Raw genomic sequence first — 13942 nt, 5'->3', positions numbered from 1 at the left:
CTGGTACGGCGGGGAGCCGGCAACGACTCCCCGCCGTACTGCTCAGCTGAAGCGCTCACCGGCCTCGGCCTTGCGCACCAGCAGCGCGCTCGGCTCGAAACGAGACCCGTACGCCGCCGCCAGCTCGCGGGCGCGAGCGACGAAGCCGGGCAGGCCGCCGGCGTACTGGTTGACGTACTGCAGGGCGCCGCCGTACAGCGGCGGGAAGCCGATGCCGAAGATCGAGCCGATGTTCGCGTCGGCCACCGAGCGCAGCACGCCTTCGTCGAGGCACTTGACGGTCTCGAGCGACATCGCGAAGGTCAGGCGCTCCTGGAGATCGGCGAACGGTACGTCGGCAGCGCCGCCGAAGTGCTCCCACAGCCCCGGCCACAGGTGCTTCGGCCCGTCCGCCGGGTACTCGTAGAACCCGGCACCGGCCGCCTTGCCCTTGCGGTCGAACTCGCTGACCAGGCGATCGGTCACCGCCATGCCCGGATGCCCGTCGAACGCTCCCGCGCTGTCCCCGGCCGCCTGCGCCGCGTCGCGGATCTTCTGCGGCAGTGTCAGCGTCACCTCGTCCAGCATCGCCAGCGGCGGGGCCGGGAAGCCCATCTGCGTCGCGGCCCGCTCGACCGTCACCGGGTCGACGCCCTCGGCCACCATCGCCGCGCCCTCCATCACCAGCGTGCCGAAGACCCGCGAGGTGAAGAACCCGCGGCTGTCGTTGACCACGATCGGCGTCTTCTTGATCTGCCGGACCACGTCGTACGCCTTGGCCAGTGCACGGTCCGACGTCTTCTCCCCCACGATCAGCTCGACCAGCGGCATCCGGTCGACCGGCGAGAAGAAGTGCATCCCGATGAAGTCGTCCGGACGGTCGATGCCGTCGGCAAGCGACGTGATCGGCAGCGTCGAGGTGTTCGAGCAGAGCAGCGCGTCCGGCTCGACCACGCCGGCGATCTCGGCGAAGACCTTCTGCTTCAGCTCCTCGCTCTCGAAGACCGCCTCGATCACCAGGTCGCAGCCGGCCAGGTCGTTCGGGTCGGCGGTCGGCGTGATCAGGCTGAGGAACGCCTCGGCCTTCGCCGCGGTCGTCCGGCCCTTCTTCAGCTGCTTGGCGAGCAGCTTCTCGGAGTACTGCTTGCCCTTCTCGGCCGCCTCCAGCGAGACGTCCTTGAGCACGACCTCGATGCCCACCTTCGCGCAGGAGTAGGCGATCCCGGCGCCCATCATCCCCGCGCCGAGCACACCGACCTTCACAGCCCGGTACGCCGGTACGCCGTCCGGCCGCGAAGCGCCCGCGTTGATCGCCTGCAGCTCGAAGAAGAACGCGTTGATCATGTTCTTGGCGATCTGCCCGGTCGCCAGCGAGACGAAGTAGCGCGACTCGATCCGGGAGGCGGTGGCGAAGTCGACCTGCGCGCCCTCGACGGCGGCGCTCATGATCGCTCGCGGCGCCGGGTAGGGCGCGCCCTTGAGCTGCTTGCGCAGGTTGGCCGGGAAAGCGGGCAGGAACGCGGCGAGCTTCGGCGAGGACGGCGTACCGCCCGGGATCCTGTAGCCGTCGCGGTCCCAGGGCTGCTTGGCGTCGCCGTCGTACGACTCGATCCACTGCTGAGCACGGGCGAGCAGCTCGTCGCGCGGGACGATCTCGTCGACGATGCCGACCGACTGCGCGTGCGCGGGCTTCATCCGCTGGCCCTGCAGCAGCACCTTCATCAAGGCGTCCTGCAGCCCGAGCATCCGGACCGCGCGGGTGACGCCACCGCCGCCGGGCAGCAGGCCGAGCGTGACCTCCGGGACACCGAGCTCGATCAGATTGTCATCGGCAACGATCCGGTGGTGGCAGGCGAGCGCGATCTCCAGCCCGCCGCCGAGCGCCGACCCGTTGATTGCGGCAACGACCGGGGCGCCGAGGGTCTCCAGCGCGCGGAGCTGGCGCTTGACCTCCTCGACGGTCGCGAACACCTGCGCGGCATCCTCCGGCTGCGCCTGCGAGATCAGCTGCAGGTTGCCACCGGCGAAGAACGTCTTCTTCGCGCTGGTGATCACGACGCCCTTCAAGCCCTCAGCAGCCTGGAGCCGCTCGACCGTCGCGCCCATCGCGGTCAGGTACGCGTCGTTCATCGTGTTCGCCGACGCGTCCGGGTCGTCCATCGTCAGCGTGACGATCCCGCTGTCCTCGGTCCAGGAGATCATGCCGCCAGCCTCTCGATGATGGTCGCGACGCCCATCCCGCCGCCGACGCACAGGGTGGCCAGACCGTAGCGGAGCTCACGGCGCTCCAGCTCGTCCAGCAGGGTTCCGACCAGCATCGCGCCGGTGGCGCCGAGCGGGTGCCCGAGCGCGATCGCGCCGCCGTTCACGTTCACCTTCTCGTGCGGTACGCCGAGGTCGGCCATGAAGTGCAGCACCGCGGCCGCGAACGCCTCGTTCATCTCGAAAAGGTCGATGTCACCGACCTCGAGCCCGGCCTTGGCCAGCGCCTTGCGCGCGGCCGGTGCGGGTCCGGTCAGCATGATGGTCGGATCGGCGCCGCTGACCGCGGCCGCGACCACCCGTCCGCGCGGCGCCTGACCGAGCGCGGCGCCCGCCTTCTCGTTGCCGATGGCCACCAACGCGGCGCCGTCGACGATGCCGGAGGAGTTGCCCGCGTGGTGCACGTGCTCGATCCGCTCGACCCGCACGTACTTCTCCAGCGCGACCGCGTCGAACCCGCCGTGCTCGCCGATCGCGGCGAACGACGCGGGCAGCCCGGCCAGCGTCTCCACCGTCGTACCGGGGCGGACGAGCTGGTCGTGGTCGAGGATCCGCAGGCCGTTGCGGTCGTCGACCGGGACGACCGAGCGCGCGAAGTACCCGTTCGCCCAGGCCTTCGCGGCCCGGGCGTGCGACTCCGCGGCGTACGCGTCGACGTCGCTGCGAGAGAACCCGTCGATGGTCGCGATCAGGTCGGCGCTGATGCCCTGCGGGATGAAGTTGGTCTGCAGCGCGGTCTCCGGGTCCATCGCCCAGGCGCCGCCGTCGGAGGCCATCGGGACGCGCGACATCGACTCGACCCCGCCGGCCAGGATGAAGTCCTCCCAGCCCGAACGCACCCGCTGCGCCGCCTGGTTCACCGCCTCCAGACCGGACGCGCAGAAGCGGTTGAGCTGGACGCCGCCGGTCGTCTCCGGGTACCCGGCAGCCAGTACGGCGGTCCGCGCGATGTCCATGCCCTGGTCGCCGATCGGCGTCACCACCCCGAGCACCACGTCGTCGATGGCCGCCGGGTCGAGCTGCGGGTGGCGGGCCCGCAGCTCGTGCAACAGGCCGGTGACCAGCTGGATCGGTTTGACCTCGTGCAGCGCGCCGGTCGGCTTGCCCTTGCCCCGCGGCGTGCGGATCGCGTCGTACAGGAAGGCTTCACTCATGGTGGTCCCGTCGGTCGAGTTCCCCCGATTGTGACAGTGTTGGTGTCACGGTCGTCAAGAGGGGCCATTATGATCTCCGCCATGTCCGAAGCCGTCCCCGACGCGACCCTCACCGTCGACGAGCTGTCCACCCGGGTCGGGATGACCGTCCGGACCCTGCGCTTCTACGCCGGCCGCGGGCTGATCCCGCCGCCGGTCCGCCGCGGCCGGGTCGGCTACTACGGGCCCGAGCACATCGCCCGCCTCGACCTGGTCCGCGAGCTGCAGGCGCACGGGTTCACGCTGTCCGCGATCGAGGGCTACCTGGAACGCATCCCGGACGACGCCTCCCCGCAGGACATCGCGCTGCACCGGACGCTGCTGACGCCGTGGATGCGCGACCTGCCCGAGACGCTCGACCGGCCGGCGCTGGTCCGGCGTACCGGCCGGGAGCTGACCGACGACGACATCGAGATGCTGGTCGCGCTCGGCGTCGTCGAGCCGACGCCGGACGAGGACGTCTTCCAGGTCGCCACGGCGCACCTCAGCCTCGGCGTCGAGCTGCTCGACCTCGACCTCCCGGTCGAAGCGGTGCTCGCGGCCGGGCGGATCTTCACGGAGCACGGCCGGGCGATCGCCGAGGAACTGACCGAGGTGTTCCGGACCAAGGTCTGGCCGCACTACCGCGACTCGGGCGGCCCGCCGGAGCACATCCAGCAGCTCGTCGAGCGGTTCAAGCCGGTCACCATCCAGGGCCTGGTGCTCGCCTACGAGCGCGCCGTCGGCGAAACCCAGCGCGACACCGTACGCCGCCGGCGACGCTGACAGGATCCGGACATCTCGGTGCCAACCCGGGCGCCGAGCTGCACGTCGACAGGACAACCGACGAAAGGACGTCCTGTGCGCAAGGTCCTGCTGGCCGCCACCAGTCTGATCCTCCTGCTCAACTCGATGCCGCAGGCAACAGCCGCGCCGCCCGCGGTGGGCACGGCGACGTACGACCTGGGCGCGACCGCCTACACGCTGCCCGGTACCGATCTCAAGGCCGAGCTGACCGCGGTCGTGCACTACCCGAAGAAGCTGTCCGGCAAGTACCCGGTGGTGCTGATGTCGCACGGGCTGTGGGACACCTGCATCGACCGCAAGGCCGGCCAACTGGTGTCGGACTGGCCGTGCCCGGCCGGGACCGAGGTGATGCCGAGCTACCGCGGCTACGACTACCTCGGCGACGTGCTCGCCGCCCAGGGCATGATCGTGATCTCGATCGGCGCGAACGGCACCATCCCGCAGTTCGGCGAGGAGCAGGACGCGGGCCGCGCGGCGCTGATCAACAAGCACCTCGCGCTGTGGCAGAAGCTCGCGACCACCGGCACCGGTCCGCTCGCGGGCAAGGTGCGCGACCACGGCAAGGTGGTCGACTTCCGCGGGCACGCCGACCTGATGAACGTCGGGCTGCTCGGTCACTCCCGCGGTGGACGCGGCACGCTCTTCCAGGCCGCCGACATCCACCAGAAGGACTGGCCGGCCGGCGTACGGGTGAAGGCGGTCGTGCCGCTCGCTCCGGCCGAGCCCTACTCCCCCGACGACGACCCGGACGGCGAGACCTACGACCCGTACCGGATCACGAACATCCCGGTGGCCGGGCTGATCGGCAGCTGCGACGGCGCCGTCCAGGGGCAGGTCTACAACTACCTGCAGGCCCACAACAAGGCGCCGCTGTTCCAGTACTTCATCCCGGGCGCGAACCACGACTTCTTCAACACCCAGTGGTCACCGGGCAGCGGCCAGATCGGCGCGTACGACGACGCCACGCCCGCCGGACCGGGCCGCTGCAAGTCGAGCACCGGCTCGTCGGACAAGCAGCTCACCGAGACCCAGCAGCGGGAGGTCGCGACGACATACATCTCCGCGTTCTACCGCCGCTACCTGCTCGGCGACCAGCGGATGAACCCGGTCCTGACCGGCGCGACCCGGCCGCTGCCGTACCCGGTGACGATCAGCAAGGACCTACCCGTTGGACACCCGTAGGTAGGTGAGCCCGCGCAGATCGAGGTAGGTCTCGCTCGGGGTGGTGACGACGCGCAGCAGCACGTCGTCGCACCCCGGGCAGCGGGCGACCATGCCCGGCGCGGACATGTAGAGGTGCGCCTCGGCGAAGACGCCCTCCCGGCCGCAGCCGGCGCACTTGCCGACCGCGGCGGTGAGGTCGACGGCGAACACCTCGCTGAGCGCGCCCGCCGCCGCGTTGCCGTCCAAGTAGGTCGGGACATCCGCGGTCATCGCGGTCCTCCTGTCATCCGAAGCGTTCGGTACGGACCCGGGCCGGGTCGTGGCCGGCGCCGACCAGCAGGTCGGCCACCGTCTCCACGAACCCGGTCGGGCCGCAGACGTAGGTGGTCAGGTCGTCGGCCGCTCCGAACGCCTTGGCGGTCAGCACCTCGGCGTCGATCCGGCCGACCCGGGGTTCGCCGGGCGGCGCCTCCCGGGTGTAGACGAAGGTCAGGTCGACGTCGTCGGACATCGCCAGCTTCTTCAGGTCGGGCAGGTAGATGACCGCCTCCGGGCGACGTACGGAGTACAGCAGGCGGGCCGGCACCGTGCTGGCGGCGTGCGCGTGCTCGCGCAGCATCGCCATCAGCGGTACGACGCCGGAGCCGCCGCCGATCAGCTGGATCCGGCCGACATCCTCCGGGCGCCAGACGAACCAGCCGCCGACCGGGCCGCGGACCTCCAGCGGGTCGCCGACGTTCACGACCTGCACCAGGTACGGCGACACCTCCCCGTCGTCCACCACCTCGACCGTCAGCTCGACCGTCGAACCGGTCCACGCCGAGGCGATCGAGTAGGACCGCGAGGCTCGGTAACCGTCCGGCGCGGTGAGCCGGACGTCCAGGTGCTGCCCGGCCAGGTGCCCGGGCCAGTCCGGCAGGTCGAGCACGATCGTCCGGGCGGTGGCGGTCTCCTCGCGCACCTCGGTGACCGTGCCGGTCTGCCAGGTCAGTCGCCGGCGTACCGCTGTTCTTTCCATGGGTCTCCGTACTCGTGGTAGCCCGCGGTCTCCCAGAAGCCGAGGTCGTCGGTGTCGGACAGCACCAGGCCGCGGACCCACTTGGCGCTCTTCCAGAAGTACAGGTGCGGGATCAGCAACCGCGCCGGACCGCCGTGCTCGGGGTGCAGCGGCTCGCCCTCGAACTCGTAGGCGATCCAGGCCTGCCCGTCGAGCAGGTCCTCCAGCGGGATGTTCGTGGTGTAGCCGCCGTAGCTGTGCGCCATCGTGAAGTCCGCACCGGTCTCGACGTCGGCGAACAGGGTGTCCAGCGAGACACCCTTCCACTCCGACTCCAGCTTCGACCAGCGCGTCACGCAGTGGATGTCGCGGGTGATCTCCTCGGCCGGCAGCTTCAGGAACGCCTGCCAGTCCCACTTGTGCACCTCACCACTCTCGGTGGCGATGCTGAACTCCCAGTGCTCCGGCAGGACGTGCGGGGTCGGCCCGGCCGACAGCACCGGGAAGTCCCGCGTCAGGTACTGCCCCGGCGGCAACTCCGTCCCGCCCCGCCGCCGCCCGGTGAACCCCGGCGACACGATTCCCATCAGCCGACCTCCTCGCTCCAGACCCTCTCGGCAGCAGTCTGGCACGAAGCGCTCAGATTCCCAGTGTTCTCCCGATGATCTCTTTCATGATCTCGGTGGTGCCGCCGTAGATGGTCTGGATGCGGGTGTCCAGGTAGGCCTTGGCGATCGGGTACTCGGTCATGAAGCCGTAGCCGCCGTACAGCTGCAGGCAGCGGTCGACGACCTTCTTCTGGAGCTCGGTGGTCCACCACTTCGCCATCGCGGCCTCACTGACGGTGAGCGTGCCGGCGGTCAGTTCCTCGATGCAGCGGTCGACGAAGACGCGGGCGATCTGGGTCTCGGTGGCCAGTTCGGCGAGGACGAAGCGGCTGTTCTGGAAGGAGCCGATCGGGCGGCCGAAGGCGGTGCGCTCCTTCACGTAGGCCAGGGTCGACTCGAGGATGTTCTCGCAGGCGGCCGCGGCGACGACCGCGATCGTGAGGCGTTCCTGCGGGAGCTTCTCCATCAGGTGCACGAAGCCCTGGCCCTCCTGGCCGAGCAGGTTGGTCGCGGGGACGCGGACGTTGTCGAAGAACAGCTCGGCGGTGTCCTGGGCCTTGAGGCCGATCTTGTCCAGGTTCCGGCCGCGCTCGAAGCCGGGCGCGCCGCGCTCGACGACGAGCAGCGAGATGCCCTGGTAGCCGGCGTCCGGGTCGGTCTTGGCGACGACGATCACCAGGTCGGCCAGGATGCCGTTCGAGATGAACGTCTTCTGCCCGTTGATCACGTACTCGTCGCCGTCGCGGACGGCCGTCGTCCGGATGCCCTGCAGGTCGCTGCCCGCGCCGGGCTCGGTCATCGCGATCGCGGTGATCGTCTCGCCGCTGCAGAACCCCGGCAGCCAGCGCGCCTTCTGCTCGTCGGTCGCGTAGTCCAGCAGGTACGCCGAGTTGATGTCGGTGTGGATGCTGAAGCCGACCCCGCTGGCCCGAGCGCGGGTCAGCTCCTCGATCAGCACCGCGTTGAACCGGTAGTCGCGGACACCTCCGCCGCCGTACTGGTCGGGCATCATGAACCCGAGCAGCCCCGCGCTGCCGGCCGCCGTCCACAGCTCGCGCGGGACGATCCCCGCCTCCTCCCAGGCGTCGTGGTGCGGCACGATCTCCTTGTCGCAGAAGGCGCGCGCGGTCTCGCGGAAGGCGTGGTGGTCGGCGTCGAAGAGGTGACGTTCCATGGGGCTCCTCGGGTCAGTTCTGCTCGGCTTGGACGGCGGCGCCCGAACGCAGCAGTTCGTCCACGCCGTCGACACCCCACTCGGTCAGGGCTGCACGGGTGTGCTGCCCCGGTCTGCTCGGCGGCGCGCCGAGGCTGGTCGGCGTGCGGGAAAATCGTGGCGCGGGTGCTGCCTGTCGTACGCCGTGGTGGTCGACGAAGACTCCGCGCGCCGCGAGGTGCGGGTGTTCGCCGGCCAGCGGCAGGATCGGCGCGACGCAGGCGTCGGTGCCGTCGAAGATCTCGGTCCACTCGGCCTGGGTCTTGCGCGCGAAGGCGGCGGCCAGCTGTTCGCGCAGCTCGGGCCAGTTCGCGACGTCGTACCGATCAGGCGGGTTGATCCCGAGCAGCGCGATCAGCTCGTCGTAGAACTTCGGCTCGATCGCGCCAACGCCCATGTACTGACCGTCGGCGGTCTCGTACACGTCGTAGAACGGCGCCCCGGTGTCCAGCAGGTTCGTCCCCCGCTCCTGCTTCCACACCCCACCCGCCAGCGCCCCGAGCAGCATCGTCGTCAGGTGCGCCGACCCGTCGACGATCGCCGCGTCCACGACCTGGCCCCGCCCGCTCACCCGCGCTTCGGTCAGCGCAGCGAGCACCCCGATCACCAGATACAGCGACCCACCGGCGAAATCCCCGAGCAGATTCGCCGGCACCTGCGGCGGCCCGCCCGCACGCCCGATCGCGTGCAGCGCCCCCGACAGCCCGAGGTAGTCGATGTCGTGCCCGGCCGACTGCGCCAGCGGACCGTCCTGCCCCCACCCGGTCATCCGCCCGTAGACCAGCCGCTCGTTCACCGCCCAGCAGTCCTCGGGTCCGAGCCCGAGTCGCTCAGCGACGCCCGGCCGGAAGCCTTCCACCAGGATGTCGGCCTGACCGACCAGCCGCAGTACGGCGTCGATCGCCTCCGGCCGCTTCAGATCGAGCGCGACACTGCGCCGCCCGCGGTTCACCAGCTCGTACTCCGGTGGGCCCATCGCGAGCCCGCCGCCCGGCCGTTCCACCCGCAGCACGTCGGCCCCGAGCTCGGCCAGCAGCATGCACGCGAACGGCGCCGGCCCGATCCCGGCCAGCTCGACCACCTTGACCCCGCGCAGTGGACCCATACCGCCATTGTGACAGTTCCACTGTCACAGTCGTCAAGCCACGGTCAGCTGACGCTCCACCGTGTGCAGCTTGTCCGGGTTCATCGCGAGGTCGAGCGAGCTGATCAGATCGCCGCTGAACGTGACGAAGCAGACCGCGCGGACGCCGGTCGGGTCGGTCGCGAGCAGGGCCGGCTCGCCGTTGGCCTCGGTGAAGCCGAACTCGACGTCGGCGCCGAACTTCACCAGCGAGCCGAGCAGGTAGCGAGCGACCTTGTCCGCGCCGACGACCGGCAGGCGCGCGGCGCTGACCTTGCCGCCGCCGTCCGAGCGGGACACCACGTCGGCGGTCAGCAGGTCGGTCAGGCCTTCGAGATCGCCCTGCTGAGCGGCCGCCAGGAAGCGTGTGACCAGCTCCTGCCAGTGCGCCCGATCGACGTGCTCGTTGCGCGTCTCCTCGACGGCGACATGCTTGCGAGCCCGGGCGTGCAGCTGCCGCGCGTTGACCTCGGTGGTGCCGATCAGCTCGGCGACCTCGCGGTGCGAGTAGCCGAACGCCTCCCGCAGTACGTACGCCGCACGCTCGGGCGGGGTCAGCCGTTCGAGCACGGTCAGCAGCGCGTAGGAGATCTCCTCACGCTCGGTGATCACGTCCAGCGGGCCGGGCCGGTTGGTCAGCACCGGTTCGGGTAGCCACTCGCCGACGTACGTCTCACGCCGGGCGCGTGCGGAGGTGAGCTGGTTGAGGCAGAGGTTCGTGACGGTCTTGACCAGGAAGCCGGTCGGGTTGGTGATCGTCGACTGGTCGACGCCCTGCCAGCGCAACCAGGCGTCCTGCAACACTTCCTCGGCGTCGGTCACCGTCCCGAGCATCCGGTAGGCGATCGCGAACATCCGCCCGCGCTCCCGCTCGAAGCTGTCCTCCATCCCCTCAGTCTCGCAGCGGCCTCAGCGGAAGGTCTCGGCGGCTTGCTGGAGCTTGCCGTAGTACTCGTGCCAGCCGGTGTCGTCGAGCGCGTCGGCGTCCTTGCCGCCCTGGCCGTCAATCAGCTCGCGGACGATGTCGGCGTGCCCGGCGTGGTGGGCGGTCTCGTCGACGACGCGGACCAGGAGCGCGCCGAACGTCGTCCGGCCGTCGGTCCAGTGCGGGACGTCGGCGGGGGTGTCCAGGTCGAGCAGCGCGAGCGACTCGTCGCTGTGGGCGCAGGCCTGCTGGTACAGGTCGGTGAGGTACTCGGTGGACTCCGTCGGGAGCGCCCACATGTCCGCGCCCTCCCAGACCGAGCCGTCCGCCTCCCACGGCAGCGGGTGCTCCGGTGGGCGGCCGACGCTGGTGCCGAGGTAGACGTACTCGATGCCGGTGAGGTGCTTGACCAGGCCGAGCAGGTTGGTGCCGGAACGGACGAGCGGGCGGCGCCGGTCGTACTCGCTGATCCCGTCGAGCTTGGCGAGCAGCAGCGCCCGGGTCGTGCGCAGGTACTCGTGCAGCACAGACTTGAGGTCCATGCGGCCGACGCTAACTCACGGCACCGACAGAACCGGCGCACCCGGCACCGCAGGCCCTCAGGGCGCCCCTGGCGGCACGAACCGCAGCCCACCCGGCGCGCCCTTCTCGATCAGCGTCAGCAAAGCCGCGGTGTCGAGATGCTCGTCGATCGCGTCGGCGAGCCGGTCGAGCCGGTCCTCCCGCAGCGCGGCGAACGACACCGTGCCGTCCGGCGCCCGCTTGCCCGCGAGCGCCGCGATCTCGGTCAGAAACGTTTGCCGAGCAGCATCGTCGTCGAGCAGCCCGTGCCAGATCGTCCCCCACACGACCCCGCTCCGGCACCCGCCCGGGAACTCCTCCGCATCGCCGGTCACCCCGACCACGCCGTGATGGATCTCGTACGCCGTCGGCGCCGGCCGCGCGAGCACCTTCTCCTTCGCGAACTCCGTTGCCACTGGCAACAACCCGAGCCCGGTGTGCGACCCGCCGCCCTCCACGCCGTACGGGTCGTCGATCGCGCCGCCGAGCAACTGGTACCCGCCGCAGATCCCGAGCACCGGCCGCCCGGCCGCGACTCGCGCCTGGACGGCCTCGGCGAGACCGGTCTCGCGCAGCCAGGCCAGGTCGGACGTCGTCGCCCGCGACCCGGGCAGCACGACCAGGTCGGCGTCGCGGACCTCGGCCGGGCTCGCGGTGAAGAACACGCTCGTCGTCGGCTCGACCGCGAGCGCGTCGAGATCGGTGAAGTTGCTGATCCGCGGGAAGCGCACGACGGCGATCGTCAGCACGTCCGGGTCGTGATCGGTCCGCCGCGCGGGGATGTCGAGCGCGTCCTCGGAGTCGAGCCAGAGCTCCGGCAGCCACGGCAGCACGCCGTACGTCGGCCGGTCGGTGACGCTGGTCAGCATGTCGATGCCCGGCTGCAGCAGCGAGACGTCGCCGCGGAACTTGTTCACCACGAAGCCGCTGATCAGCCGCTGGTCCTCGGCCGACAGCAACGCGACCGTGCCGAACATCGAAGCGAACAGCCCACCGCGATCGATGTCGCCGACCACGACGACCGGCGCCTGCGTGTGCTGCGCGAGCCCCATGTTCACGTAGTCCGACTGCCGCAGGTTGATCTCGGTCGGGCTGCCGGCGCCCTCGCTGATCACCACGTCGTACCGGCTCGCCAGATCGTCGTACGCCGCGAACGCCGCCTTCGCCAGCTCCGCCCTCTCGGTGAGGAAGCCGCGGGCGGTCAGTTCACCCCAGGGCTCCCCCATCAGCACCACGTGACTGCGGCGGTCGCTGCCCGGCTTGAGCAGCACCGGATTCATCGCGGCCTCCGGCTCGGCGCCGGCGGCAACGGCCTGGATCCACTGCGCGCGGCCGATCTCGGCGCCGTCCGCGCAGACCATCGAGTTGTTCGACATGTTCTGCGCCTTGTACGGCGCGACCCGCACGCCCCGGCGCGCCAACCACCGGCACAACCCCGTCACCACAGTCGTCTTGCCCGCGTCGGAGGTCGTACCGGCGATCAGCAGCGAGTTCACCCCAGAACTTTAGCTTTCGTCTTCCGGTGGTTTCTTGGCACTCGGCAGCCGCGGGTTCGTGCCCTGGAAGCGGGTCGACCCGGCGCGTTCGCGGGCCGAGAGCGGCGTCGCGACGTTCTCCAGCGACTGCCCCTCGGCGTCCACTCCGAAGAACCACGCGATCAGACCACCGACCAGCATCACGACCGCGCCGATGATGTAACCGACGGTCAGCGGACCGCGGGCCGGGTTGTCGCCCTCACCGATCAGCGACGCGAACAGGAACGGCGCCACCACACCACCGGTCAGCTGCGAGATCGCGAAGAAGAACGAGATGGCCTGGCCGCGCAGCTCGATCGGGAAGATCTCGCTCACCGTCAGGTACGCCGACGACGCGCCCGCCGAGGCGAAGAAGAACACCACGCACCACAGCCCGGTCAGCGACGCCGCGTTCAGCGCGCCGGCGTTGAACAGCAGCGCGGTGACGAACAGCACCACCGCCGAGATCGAGTACGTCGCCAGGATCATCTTGCGCCGGCCGATGGTGTCGAACAGGTGCCCGAGCAGCAGCGGACCGGCCAGGTTGCCGATCGCGAACGGGAAGAAGTACAGCGCGATGCTGGAGTCGTTCAGCCCGAAGTACGCCTTCAGGACCAGCGCGTAGGTGAAGAAGATCGCGTTGTAGAGGAAGGCCTGGGTGACCATCATCGAGAAGCCCAGGAACGACCGGCTGCGGTACTTGGTCAGCATCACGTGCGCGATCTCGCGGTAGGTCACCGGCGGGTAGTCGACCACGTTGATCGCCTCGTCGTCGCTGACCTCGCGGAGCTCGCCGCCCTGGCGGCGGACGGTTTCCTCGATCTGGTCGACGGTGCGCTCGGCCTCCTCGACCCGGCCGTGCGTCATCAGCCAGCGCGGGCTCTCCGGGATGTGCCGGCGCAGGTAGATGATCATCAGGCCCATCACCGGCCCGATCAGGAAGCACAGCCGCCAGCCCCACTCGATCGGCACGATGTCGTCGTTGAGGAAGACCAGGCCGACCGCGGACCCGATCAGCGCGCCGCCCCAGTAGGTGCCGTTGACGCCGATGTCGACGCGGCCGCGGTACTTCGACGGGATCAGCTCGTCGATCGCGGAGTTGATCGCGGCGTACTCACCGCCGATGCCCATCCCGGCCACGAACCGGCACAGCGCGATCGACCAGAAGTCCCAGCTCAGGCCGGCCGCGCCGGAGGCGACCAGGTAGACCACGAGCGTGATGATGAACAGGTTCCGGCGGCCCCAGCGGTCGGTCAGGCGGCCGAAGAACAGCGCGCCGACCACCTCGCCGGCCAGGTAGATCGAGGCCAGCAGCCCGACCTCGGCGGTGCTCAGGCCGAGGGTCTGCGACTCCTTCAGCACGTTGCCGACCAGCGAGACCAGCTGGATCTCCAGACCGTCCAGGATCCAGGAGACCCCGAGGCCGACGACGATCATCCAGTGGAAGCGGGTCCACGGCAACCGGTCCATCCGGGCGGGCACCAGGCTCGGTATCGCCTTGCCCTCCTCCAACGCAGATTCACTCATGCCCCGCCTCTCCTCCCGGCCGGTCTGAAGTTGTCCGTTGGACCGGGTACCCCGTGCCCGGAGTTTTCATCCGCGGCCGATGGTTCCGGC

At 70.2% G+C, this 13942-nt stretch carries 13 protein-coding genes; 2 read left to right on the top strand and 11 right to left on the bottom strand.

Translation table 11 applies throughout. From position 1 onward, the window contains the following. Positions 1–42: 42 nt before the first annotated feature. Complete coding sequence (locus ACZ6Z4_RS29670) at positions 43–2181, bottom strand: 3-hydroxyacyl-CoA dehydrogenase NAD-binding domain-containing protein (RefSeq protein WP_465571281.1); 2139 nt, start codon at positions 2179–2181, stop codon at positions 43–45. Next, positions 2178–3395: an acetyl-CoA C-acetyltransferase gene (locus tag ACZ6Z4_RS29665; protein WP_465571279.1), complete on the bottom strand. Its 1218-nt coding sequence runs from the start codon at positions 3393–3395 to the stop codon at positions 2178–2180. Before ACZ6Z4_RS29665 ends, ACZ6Z4_RS29670 begins: the two co-directional genes overlap by 4 nt. A gap of 81 nt (positions 3396–3476) precedes the next feature. Between ACZ6Z4_RS29665 and ACZ6Z4_RS29660 the strand changes: the two genes are divergently transcribed. Further along, entirely contained in the window at positions 3477–4199 is a 723-nt protein-coding gene (locus tag ACZ6Z4_RS29660) for a MerR family transcriptional regulator (RefSeq protein ID WP_465571276.1), read from the top strand. Positions 4200–4274: 75 nt separating this feature from the next. Continuing rightward, positions 4275–5402 (top strand): alpha/beta hydrolase family protein, encoded by a 1128-nt coding sequence (locus tag ACZ6Z4_RS29655; protein WP_465571273.1) that lies wholly within the window; start codon positions 4275–4277, stop codon positions 5400–5402. On the opposite strand, the gene ACZ6Z4_RS29650 is transcribed toward ACZ6Z4_RS29655, so the two are convergent. The 9 genes from ACZ6Z4_RS29650 to ACZ6Z4_RS29610 are packed head-to-tail and all read right to left on the bottom strand — an operon-like array spanning position 5382 to position 13852. Then, on the bottom strand, positions 5382–5654 hold the full coding sequence (locus tag ACZ6Z4_RS29650) for a DUF6510 family protein (RefSeq protein WP_465571270.1): 273 nt from the start codon (positions 5652–5654) through the stop codon (positions 5382–5384). The genes ACZ6Z4_RS29655 and ACZ6Z4_RS29650 overlap by 21 nt on opposite strands. A gap of 13 nt (positions 5655–5667) precedes the next feature. After that, complete coding sequence (locus ACZ6Z4_RS29645) at positions 5668–6402, bottom strand: ferredoxin reductase (RefSeq protein ID WP_465571263.1); 735 nt, start codon at positions 6400–6402, stop codon at positions 5668–5670. Further along, complete coding sequence (locus tag ACZ6Z4_RS29640) at positions 6372–6968, bottom strand: molybdopterin-dependent oxidoreductase (protein ID WP_465571260.1); 597 nt, start codon at positions 6966–6968, stop codon at positions 6372–6374. Before ACZ6Z4_RS29640 ends, ACZ6Z4_RS29645 begins: the two co-directional genes overlap by 31 nt. 52 nt (positions 6969–7020) lie before the next feature. Continuing rightward, entirely contained in the window at positions 7021–8163 is a 1143-nt protein-coding gene (locus ACZ6Z4_RS29635) for an acyl-CoA dehydrogenase family protein (RefSeq protein ID WP_465571257.1), read from the bottom strand. 13 nt (positions 8164–8176) lie between these two features. Continuing rightward, positions 8177–9307, bottom strand: a complete 1131-nt coding sequence (locus tag ACZ6Z4_RS29630; protein ID WP_465571254.1) for a CaiB/BaiF CoA transferase family protein — start codon at positions 9305–9307, stop codon at positions 8177–8179. Positions 9308–9340: 33 nt separating this feature from the next. Continuing rightward, complete coding sequence (locus ACZ6Z4_RS29625) at positions 9341–10213, bottom strand: RNA polymerase sigma-70 factor (RefSeq protein ID WP_465571248.1); 873 nt, start codon at positions 10211–10213, stop codon at positions 9341–9343. Between the two features lie 21 nt (positions 10214–10234). After that, the gene (locus ACZ6Z4_RS29620; protein WP_465571244.1) at positions 10235–10792 is read right to left on the bottom strand and encodes a DinB family protein; all 558 of its coding nucleotides are present in this window, start codon (positions 10790–10792) and stop codon (positions 10235–10237) included. A 57-nt stretch (positions 10793–10849) separates the two neighbouring features. After that, positions 10850–12307, bottom strand: a complete 1458-nt coding sequence (locus tag ACZ6Z4_RS29615) for a cobyric acid synthase (protein ID WP_465571241.1) — start codon at positions 12305–12307, stop codon at positions 10850–10852. 9 nt (positions 12308–12316) lie between these two features. After that, the gene (locus ACZ6Z4_RS29610; protein WP_465571237.1) at positions 12317–13852 is read right to left on the bottom strand and encodes an MFS transporter; all 1536 of its coding nucleotides are present in this window, start codon (positions 13850–13852) and stop codon (positions 12317–12319) included. Positions 13853–13942: the final 90 nt, after the last annotated feature.

The organism is Kribbella sp. NPDC104740, assembly GCF_055583505.1.
The sequence above is the reverse complement of the archived record's forward strand: the minus strand, read 5'-3'. Positions and strand labels throughout refer to the sequence as shown.

Coding starts and splice junctions, on each gene's coding strand:
- ACZ6Z4_RS29670 (WP_465571281.1), bottom strand. CDS start 2,181: ATGATCTCCTGGACCGAGGACAGCGGGATCGTCACGCTGACGATGGAC.
- ACZ6Z4_RS29665 (WP_465571279.1), bottom strand. CDS start 3,395: ATGAGTGAAGCCTTCCTGTACGACGCGATCCGCACGCCGCGGGGCAAG.
- ACZ6Z4_RS29660 (WP_465571276.1), top strand. CDS start 3,477: ATGTCCGAAGCCGTCCCCGACGCGACCCTCACCGTCGACGAGCTGTCC.
- ACZ6Z4_RS29650 (WP_465571270.1), bottom strand. CDS start 5,654: ATGACCGCGGATGTCCCGACCTACTTGGACGGCAACGCGGCGGCGGGC.
- ACZ6Z4_RS29645 (WP_465571263.1), bottom strand. CDS start 6,402: ATGGAAAGAACAGCGGTACGCCGGCGACTGACCTGGCAGACCGGCACG.
- ACZ6Z4_RS29640 (WP_465571260.1), bottom strand. CDS start 6,968: ATGGGAATCGTGTCGCCGGGGTTCACCGGGCGGCGGCGGGGCGGGACG.
- ACZ6Z4_RS29635 (WP_465571257.1), bottom strand. CDS start 8,163: ATGGAACGTCACCTCTTCGACGCCGACCACCACGCCTTCCGCGAGACC.
- ACZ6Z4_RS29630 (WP_465571254.1), bottom strand. CDS start 9,307: ATGGGTCCACTGCGCGGGGTCAAGGTGGTCGAGCTGGCCGGGATCGGG.
- ACZ6Z4_RS29625 (WP_465571248.1), bottom strand. CDS start 10,213: ATGGAGGACAGCTTCGAGCGGGAGCGCGGGCGGATGTTCGCGATCGCC.
- ACZ6Z4_RS29620 (WP_465571244.1), bottom strand. CDS start 10,792: ATGGACCTCAAGTCTGTGCTGCACGAGTACCTGCGCACGACCCGGGCG.
- ACZ6Z4_RS29610 (WP_465571237.1), bottom strand. CDS start 13,852: ATGAGTGAATCTGCGTTGGAGGAGGGCAAGGCGATACCGAGCCTGGTG.